An 8,282-nucleotide genomic window follows, 5' to 3' on the forward strand; every position below is an offset into this window, starting at 1 on the left:
ATGACATCATTTGAGCAAATTAAGGTTTTACCTTACCAACTGCAGAAATTGTTTGATTTGGTGTGGGATGTAGCATCTTATCCTAAATTCTTACCTTGGTGTTCTGCTTCTAGAATCATTTCAGAAAATAATCAAGAGGTTATTGCTGAATTAGTAATTAAGTTAAAAGGTTTTTCAGAAAAATATAACTCACGAGTTACAAGCGAAATAACAGATGATGGAATATATTTGATTAATACGGTAGCTATTTCAGGACCTTTTGAATATTTAAAAAGTACTTGGCAATTTGTTCCATGCACAGCAGGAACTGAATTAAAATTCTTTATTGATTTTAAAATGAAATCCGTAATACTGGATAAATTAATCGGCACTTATTTTACCAAAGCAACCGAAAAAATGATTATAGCTTTTGAAAAGAGAGCTAAAGAGGTTATTAAATAAAAAAGAGTAAGATTATAGATCTATAACCTTACTCTCTAGAAAGTTTTGTATTTAGTTACTTATCAGATATATATACTTCATCTCCTAAGATGTTAGTTTGATCATCATTAAGATCATGATAATCAAAGCTATAAAACTGATCTCCTTGTTCTTCGCTAGTACCGGAAGTATGATAATTAAATAATGCTTCATAAGCTTCATTTATTTTGGCATATTTCTGTATTTCTTGTGAAAGTTCTACTTCTTTATTTTTCATAGCTTTCTCTGTACCATACCATAGCTTACTTGTAAAATTTGGCTTGTATTCTGCTAATTTCTTATTTTTATAACTTTCTCTCTTTTCAACAGTTCCTAAACTTAAAGCTTTTTCAATATCGTCGCTTGAATAGCCATTTTGTATTAACTGCTGAATAATACAACAATGTAAAGAAGGAATACTAGTATCTAGAACTAATTTATTTGTATATTGTCATTTCACGCCAGGTATTTCCTGATATAACACACGATCTGTTGATTATACTATTGCATAACCACCATTATGTTTGTAACCAACGCCGTCTTCCGTTAAACTTAAGGTTGGTACACGAGTTATTGTATTAGATATTATCTGACCGTTTGTTCCTTCAATATATTTACCGGTAAATTGATCTACACCGTTTTTATCTACAGCAGTACCGTATACAAAACTTTCTAACTCCGAAGTAGCTAAATACCCTGCAGCTTTAGTCGCTTCATGAGCTTTAGTAAAAAGCTTTATTTGTTCATTACTATCCATCATGCATTTTGCCCAATAACTAGTACCAAAAATAGCCCCTGTTATTAAAGGTATTTTGTTTAACCAACTAGATGTAAACAAACTACTTATTCCTGCAAGAAAGCCTCCTGATACTCATTTTGTATAAAAACTATAATCTGTTTTTGCTTTTTCTATTAAAGATGCGTAAGTAATAGGTTTATTATTTACGAATAAATTACGTACTAATAATGCATACATAGTTTACCTCCTTTGTTTTAATCACCATGTTTCATGGTTTTGTTATATAATGCAGGCGTACTATATAACAAAGGTAATCAAGTGTTAACCTTTATTTAATAATAAGTTTAATTAGTATTAATACTAGCTTGACATTTTTTAGAAAAAACCATATTTTATGGTAATCTCGATAAAAAAGTAGATAGATATGACTAAGTACAAAAATTCTAAACATATTAGCACTAAAAAGCTTGCTTATATAGGGTTAGACCTCGCATATAAAACAGATGATTTAAATATTTATAATCTAGAAGCATCAAAGGTCAATGAACAATTAACAGATAGCGACTGGGAAATACTCACTGCTTCATGTGATTATGTCAACACTGTTAAATATGGTTATAAAGCTGTTGCATTTATAAATAAAGAAACGAAAGAAGTTCATATTGCTAGTGCCGGTACAAAATTCAATATATATGATTTGCTAGACGACTTACTTATCGCTTGTCATTATGTACCTACTAAACTAACTCCACTTCAGGAATTTGTTAATGAAGTAATTAACAAATTAGGCGGCTTAAGTAAAGCTACAGAATATATTTTTAATACTAGCGGTCATTCACTTGGAGCAATATCTGCAGATTTAACCTTAGTAGACATACATTCTCGTAACCTACCTTTTAATAAATCTACAACTTTTGACAGCCCTGGCTCAAAACCGATAATTGAAAGAGCTATCAAGAAAAATTTCTTTACCGGAAAAGTAACAACTCCAATAGAAGAGCTAGCTACCCATTCTAAAATATATAATGCAAAACATAATCTTATTAATATTACTAATAAGCATTTGGGGACAACAACAATGGTTCTTCCTAGTAAAAAAACAGAACTATCACAATCAGAAGAATGGGCATCATATTTATATAATTTTGCCAAACAAAAAGCTACAAAATATCTAGGAATTAATGGAATAGTCGAAGGCTGTGAGGAAATAATAGCCGGGATCAGTAAGCATGGACTTGTTAATTTTTCTGATTTGAAACAGAATATTACTTTAACCGTAGATGATTGGGAAGCAGGAACACAAAAATATGCTAAAAATACTCTAAATTTAAAAAATAATTTATATAATCAAATCGTTAAAACTGAAACCGGAGCTAATTTAGTTGAGATATATAATAATTTTCAAAGCTGCAGTCAAGAATATGCTCAGGCAGTCAAAACAACAGGAGATATAAGTAATGATTATCTAGTATGTTAAATAAAAAATAACATATATAGTAAATTTATATATGTTATTTTTTATTTAGAGCAACTAAATAGATTTCTGTAGATTCGCTGCGACTGGATGAAGGTTTAAAATGTTTCACCGTTTTAAATTCACGCTTCACTTTATTTAATAATTTATTTTCTGCACCGCCACGAAAAATTTTAGCAATAAAATGACCGGATGGTTTTAGTACTTTTAAAGCAAATTCAAAAGCTTGCTCACATAAAAGTAAGGTTCTTATATGGTCTGTAGCTTTATGACCTATGGTATTTGATGCCATATCACTCATTACTATATCAGCTTTACCGTCTAAAACCTGAATCATTAATTCTTCCGTAGTTTCTTCAAAAAAGTCTTTTTGAAGAAACTCAACTCCGATAATAGGTTCGATTTCTAACAAATCGATAGAGATTATTTTATTATTTAGGCTATTATCCGAAGCTTTAATGAGCTTGGCAGCTACCTGACTCCATCCCCCAGGGGCTGCTCCTAGATCAACAATTTTCATATTAGGAGTAAAAAGTTTAAATTTTTCATGAATTTCAAGTAGTTTATATGCCGCTCTTGACCTAAAGCCTTCTATACGTGCTTTTGCAACATACGGATCGTTTAATTGGCGTCTAAGCCAATTACTAGAAGAAACAGTACGTTTTTTAGAAGTCTTAACTCTAACGCATTTATTTCTATAGCCGCTTAAATTATTTGTCATGAAATTTTATTATTCTCTTTGGCTATTGTGTCTAATACCGCATTAACAAAACCGATCTCGTGTTCATTTAACATATCATGTGCTATATCCGTATATTCGTTAATTACTACTTTAGCAGGCGTAGTAGGATAGAACAATAGCTCATATATACCGGCACGCAATAAAGCTCGGAGTAAGATTGGCATATGTACAGGATCTTTATCATTTGTTAAATGATTGTCGATAATTTCGTCTAGTTTATTAATATTTTCAAATACTGACTTTACCAGGATTTTAAAATGACTTATACTTAATGATATTTTTAAATTGTCCGGTAAATTTGTTATAGAACTATCATTTCGATAAAAAGAAAGTACATTTTGTATGATATCATCCATATCTTCGTTATTTTGCAATATGTTTTGATAAATAGCTTGCACTGCTGCAATACGTGCAATTGATTTTTTATTAATTTTATTTGAACTCATAGAGAAAGAAATTTAAAATTTAATTTTCGTTATTGTTAGTATGATATGGCTTGATGTCATGCCCGCGTAGGCGGGAATGACATAACCAAGCAGTAACAATATCAATCACAACAACGAAATGATATCTATAACCTTGCAATTTATACCTTAAACTAATTTATTAGTAAACTTATAAAATTTTTATGCTCTCTATAATCGGGTTTATTATAACCATCAGCATCTTGGTATTTATCCATGAATTTGGGCATTATTGTATTGCTAGATATTTTAATGTAAAAGTTGAAGAATTCTCGATAGGTTTCGGTAAAGAACTAATAAGCATTACCGATACAAGAGGGGTGAGGTGGAAGATTTGTCTTATACCGCTTGGCGGTTATGTCAAGATTTACGGCTATGATCGCAGCCTTATGGAGAAGACTAAAGAAGTTAATAAAAAAGTAGCTTTTTATGCTAAATCTTGTTTAGAACGTTTTTTAATAGTTGCGGCAGGTCCGTTAATTAATTATTTACTTGCCGTAATAATATTTGCAGGTTTTTATTGTTACTTTGGAAAAACAGAGATTCCTCCTATAATAGGCGATGTAGTAGCTTTATCGCCGGCAGAAAGAGCAGACTTAAGAGAAGGAGATAAAATTGTTAAGGTTAACAATAAATCTGTTAAAGATTTTGGGGACGTACAGAAAGAAATATTAATTAACGGCTTTAGCGCTTCTACTGTAACTATAGAAAGAAAAAGTGAGGAATTTACTGTTAATATAATGCCTCAAGAAATAATTATATCGCCTCACGAAGAAAAGAAAGTTAAGAAAACTCTTCACATCGGTATTATAGCTAAAAATGAACCTATTCATACTAAAATAGGAATTTTAGGAGGATTTTGGGAAGCTATTAATACTACTATAGATATGTCTGCTTTAACTCTAAAAGCAATATCGCAAATGATTGTAGGAAAACGTTCATTAGATGAGATAGGAGGGCCGGTAGCTATTGCTAAAGAGTCAGGAAAATCTATAGCAGGTGGAACCCAAATGTATCTATTATTTATAGCTATGCTTTCCGTTAACTTAGGGTTACTGAACTTACTACCTATACCGGTGCTTGACGGCGGACATTTGATATTTATACTCTATGAAGCAATTACCGGTAGATTACCGAATCCTAAAACTAAAAATATTTTGTTACAATTAGGAGCAGCAATAATAATTTTTCTTATTATACTCTCTGTTTTCAACGATATGCAAAATTTATTTTCCTAAATTATAGATTTGCTTGCTCTCGTTTATATTATCTACTATAGTGGAGTACATTAATTACGTTTAAATGCACCTGTCATCCCGTGGAGTGGCTAGTGTTGTTGTACAGGTTCAATGTCATACCAGCGTAGGCGGGAATCCAGTTCTTTGTCATACCACGACTTGATCGCGGTATCTAATTTATTATTTTTGGATACCGTGGTCAAGCCCCGGTATGACATCGTATTTAAACATTAGAAATTTAAATTAAATCTTAAAGAAGGTTTTAGGTGAAAATCAGATCAATTAGTAAGTTAACAATTTTATTATTAACGATTTTTTATTATCATATTTCATTAGCTGACTCTGTAATTCGTAAAATAACTATCGAAGGTAACCATAGGGTTGAGCGTTCTACTATTGAGAGCTATTTAAAGCTTAAGGTAGGAGAAACCTATAATAATTCTAAAGAAGATGAGGCAATAAAACGTTTATATGCCACCTCACTTTTTAGCAATATAAATATGCATATAACAAATGAGGGTAATTTAATAGTGGGCGTTACTGAAACTCCTTTTATAAGTAGTGTAGTATTTAGCGGTAATTCTAAAATCAAAACCCATATGCTCGCTAAAGAAATTTATACAATGTCTGGCGAATCTCTTAGCCAAGCTAAAATCGAATTAGACGTAAAAAAAATATTAGAAATTTATAAACGTAGCGGACGTTTTGCTACTACAGTAACACCTAAAATCGAAAATTTAGAAAACAACAGAGTGAAGGTTATTTTTGATATAGCAGAAGGACCAAAAACCGGTATTAAATATATTTATTTTAGTGGTAATGAAAATTATAGTGATTCAGAACTTAAATCTGTTGTCTTAACTAAAGAATCTCGTTGGTTTCGTTTTTTAGAAAGTAACGATACTTACGATCCTGATAGAGTGGAATATGATCAAGAATTACTGAGAGAGTTTTATCAATCTGTAGGTTTTGCAGATTTTAGAGTAATTTCGGCATCGGCAGAACTCAATAATACTAAAGAATATTTCACCCTTACCTATTCCATTGAAGAGGGAGAAAAATATAGCTTCGGTAATGTTACGATAGACAATAAATTAACTAATATAAATATAACACCGCTTAATAAAATTGTTAATATTAAGCAAGGAAAGGTTTTCAATATGAAAACGGTTAATGATATAGCTGAAAAAATCGGAGCATATTTTACAGCAAACGGTTACCATGCGGTAAATGTTCATCCGGATATAATGAAAAATACTAATCATACTGCAGATATTAAATTTATTATTGAGAAAGCCGATAAGGTTTATATTAATAAAATTAATATTATTAATAACCTTAAAACCGAAGACCATGTTATAAGAAGAGAATTTAAAACAGAAGAAGGGGACATAATTAACCGTTCATATATTGAAAAAGGTGAGCGTAATCTTAGAAATTTAGATTATTTTGAGAAAGTAGCAATTAGCTTAGCTCCGACTAAAGCTAAAGATAAATATGATGTTAATGTTGAAGTTGATGAAAAATCTACTTCCTCTATAGGTTTTGATTTAGGATATAATACTGCCGGCGGTTTATTCGGACGTTTCTCTTTCCTAGAGCGTAATTTAGTCGGTACCGGTAAACTGCTTAGCGCCGGTGTACAAGTAAGTAAAAACAGTACAAGCTATTATGGCGGTATTACTGAACCCCATTTTTTAGATCGCGATTTATCACTTGGTGTAAACGCATTTAAAAACTATACAGGACGCGGTGCCAGTGTATTAAATACAACGGATCAAAACTATAAATTACACTCTACAGGAGTCAAAACCTCTCTTGGTTATGAAATTAAAGAGGATTTAGGTCACGAAATAGATTATTTAATCAAACGTGATATTTTAAGCGCCCCCTCCCCATCAAGCTCAATATTCTTAAATGAGCAAATGGGAAGATTTATTACTTCTGCTATAGGACATACTATTACTTATGATCAAACCGATAATAAAATTGTTCCAAAGAACGGTTATTTAGTAAGCAGCACACAAGCATTTGCGGGCGTTGGAGGCGATAATAAATATATAAAACATGAAGTTGACGGTAAATATTATAAATCTTTCATACAGAACAAGCTTACTTTAAAACTATCTGCTTCCGGTGGTGATATTGCAGGGCTTGGAGGAAAAATCGTTAGAATCTCAGATCGTTTTAATTTAGGTGATTATAGTTTAAGAGGTTTTGCAAGCGGTGGTGTCGGACCTCGTGAAAAAAACACTAATGAAGGGCTTGGCGGTGAGCGATATTATACATTCTCAACAGAGCTTAATTTCCCTATTCCTGTACCTGATGAATTTAATTTAACCAGTGCAGTCTTTATGGATTTAGGAAGTGTTTGGGGAGTAGGTCTAAATAAGAAAAAATATAGAACTCCAAACGGTTTTTATAACGATAAATCGCTTAGAACTTCCGTTGGTTTCGGCTTTATTTGGGTAACACGTTTTGCACCGATTAGAATGGATTGGGGCTTCCCGGTTAAGAAGAAGAAATACGATGATACGCAGCACTTCCATTTAAGGTTTTCGACACATTTATAAAAACTCTTCATTGTCACCTCATGGCTTGTCTACGTTGTTGCATGGGTGCCAAATCGTCATTGCGAGGAGTAAAGCGACGTGGCAATCCAAAAAATAATTAAAAAAAAATGCTGTAAATCAGGATTTTTGACTGGATTACTTCGTCGAATTACTACGTAATTCTTCTTGCAATGACGAAAAGCCGGTCCACGCAACAATACCTCACAGGAATGACATATCCCAAATAACATAACTACATTTCAGCCGATGTAGCTCAGCTGGTAGAGCGGCGCATTCGTAATGCGTAGGTCTGGGGTTCAAATCCCCACATTGGCACCATTTTCTCAATAAAACTATAGCCCTATTTTGTGATAGACGGGTAGAACCTAACGCGTTCGTGTCATACCGTGGGTCCTTTCACAGTATCCAGACAAATAACTTAAAATACTAATAATGATAAAAAATAAAAGAAACGGACGTACCTACTAACCATACGCGTCAAGTTAAGGGATGTTTATAAGTTTAAGAGAAGATAAAGTAGATTTTTTTGTTTTCCTATATTTATCTTTTAAGCAAAAACTTACCCAAGCTATTCGTAAATTTTTAAAGAAGTT

The 8,282-nt window shown here is 32.1% G+C and carries 6 protein-coding genes, 1 tRNA gene and 1 pseudogene; 5 read left to right on the plus strand and 3 right to left on the minus strand.

Annotated elements, in window-relative coordinates; genetic code table 11:
* Positions 1-441: a type II toxin-antitoxin system RatA family toxin gene (locus tag ACKTSD_RS07060; RefSeq protein WP_412708607.1), complete on the plus strand. Its 441-nt coding sequence runs from the start codon at positions 1-3 to the stop codon at positions 439-441.
* A gap of 55 nt (positions 442-496) precedes the next feature.
* Here ACKTSD_RS07060 and ACKTSD_RS07065 read toward each other — a convergent pair.
* A pseudogene (locus tag ACKTSD_RS07065) lies at positions 497-1,435 on the minus strand (hypothetical protein).
* A gap of 187 nt (positions 1,436-1,622) precedes the next feature.
* On the opposite strand from ACKTSD_RS07065, the gene rlip reads away from it, so the two are divergent.
* Positions 1,623-2,675, plus strand: a complete 1,053-nt coding sequence (gene rlip, locus ACKTSD_RS07070) for a secreted effector lipase Rlip (RefSeq protein ID WP_412708608.1) — start codon at positions 1,623-1,625, stop codon at positions 2,673-2,675.
* 34 nt (positions 2,676-2,709) lie between these two features.
* Here rlip and ACKTSD_RS07075 read toward each other — a convergent pair whose 3' ends face one another.
* Complete coding sequence (locus ACKTSD_RS07075) at positions 2,710-3,393, minus strand: RlmE family RNA methyltransferase (protein WP_412708609.1); 684 nt, start codon at positions 3,391-3,393, stop codon at positions 2,710-2,712.
* Positions 3,390-3,860, minus strand: coding sequence for a transcription antitermination factor NusB (gene nusB / locus ACKTSD_RS07080; protein WP_412708610.1), 471 nt, complete (start codon positions 3,858-3,860; stop codon positions 3,390-3,392). The genes ACKTSD_RS07075 and nusB overlap by 4 nt, the downstream gene beginning before the upstream one ends.
* Positions 3,861-4,042: 182 nt before the next feature.
* On the opposite strand from nusB, the gene rseP reads away from it, so the two are divergent.
* From rseP to ACKTSD_RS07100, 3 genes are all read left to right on the plus strand, one after another.
* The gene (rseP, locus tag ACKTSD_RS07085) at positions 4,043-5,116 is read left to right on the plus strand and encodes an RIP metalloprotease RseP (protein ID WP_412708611.1); all 1,074 of its coding nucleotides are present in this window, start codon (positions 4,043-4,045) and stop codon (positions 5,114-5,116) included.
* 266 nt (positions 5,117-5,382) lie between these two features.
* Positions 5,383-7,689 (plus strand): outer membrane protein assembly factor BamA, encoded by a 2,307-nt coding sequence (gene bamA, locus ACKTSD_RS07095; RefSeq protein WP_412708613.1) that lies wholly within the window; start codon positions 5,383-5,385, stop codon positions 7,687-7,689.
* 242 nt (positions 7,690-7,931) lie between these two features.
* Positions 7,932-8,007, plus strand: a tRNA-Thr gene (locus ACKTSD_RS07100).
* Positions 8,008-8,282: the final 275 nt, after the last annotated feature.

The sequence above is a fragment of the Candidatus Rickettsia kedanie genome (assembly GCF_045865205.1).
GTDB lineage: Bacteria > Pseudomonadota > Alphaproteobacteria > Rickettsiales > Rickettsiaceae > Rickettsia > Rickettsia australis.